The organism is Psychrobacter sp. 16-MNA-CIBAN-0192, assembly GCF_040309565.1.
In the GTDB taxonomy this organism is placed as follows: Bacteria; Pseudomonadota; Gammaproteobacteria; order Pseudomonadales; family Moraxellaceae; genus Psychrobacter.
Genome location: NZ_JBEOOX010000223.1, coordinates 1 through 275, shown reverse-complemented (window position 1 = coordinate 275; position 275 = coordinate 1). Strand labels below are relative to the sequence as shown.

At 41.1% G+C, this 275-nt stretch carries 1 pseudogene; it reads right to left on the bottom strand.

The features are described from left to right. Window positions 1-275 (bottom strand): annotated as a pseudogene (locus AAEY78_RS13010) (twitching motility protein PilT); the annotation flags it as partial.

The window sequence follows — 275 nt, the reverse complement described above, 5'->3', positions numbered from 1 at the left end:
ATACTAAGCCGCGAGGATTATCGGCAATGGTTTTAAAAATATCGGGAGCACCTAAATCATCTAGTGTGAGCACTTCACTGGGGATCGTACGAAATACAGCGGCTGGGCCACGATGAGTATTAAAGGCATTAACACGAAAACGTGCTAAATTAGGCACTTCAAATGAAAAATCCACTTCGAGATTTTGTTCGTAGTCCTTGCGCTGGTTATCGTTCATAATATCGTAAACTAGGTTGTTTACATCTTTGTCTCCTAGTGCTGGTATATTAATACGC